The organism is Streptomyces sp. NPDC058964, from assembly GCF_042741275.1.
Taxonomy (GTDB): Bacteria; Actinomycetota; Actinomycetes; order Streptomycetales; family Streptomycetaceae; genus Streptomyces.
This window is the reverse complement of sequence record NZ_JBHYKH010000159.1, coordinates 1-297: the sequence shown is the minus strand read 5'-3', so window position 1 is coordinate 297 and position 297 is coordinate 1. Positions and strand designations below refer to the sequence as shown.

The 297-nt window shown below is 73.4% G+C and carries 1 pseudogene; it reads left to right on the top strand.

What is annotated here, in order from left to right:
- Positions 1-107: 107 nt before the first annotated feature.
- Positions 108-297, top strand: a pseudogene (locus tag ACFW2E_RS20735) (cyanamide hydratase); the annotation flags it as partial.

The following is a 297-nucleotide window of genomic DNA, read 5'->3' as shown; positions in this document are numbered from 1 at the left end:
GGGGGGGGGGGGGGGTGTGTGGGGGGGGTGCGGCGCGAGTCTCTGAGCGCTCTTGAGGGTGGCTGTCCCCGCACACCCCACCACCCCCCCTGACGAGGGGTGGGACGATGGCATTCGAGGTGGCAGGGGTACGGGCGCCCACGGGACGGGCGGCACGGGCGGCACGCGAGGTGTGCGCGGAGTACGCGGACGAGGCGCTGTACCACCACTCGCTGCGGTCCTACTTCTTCGGGGCGGCCTGGGCCCGGACCCGTGGCCTCGACTTCGACCGCGAGCTCCTGTTCGTCTCGGCGATGA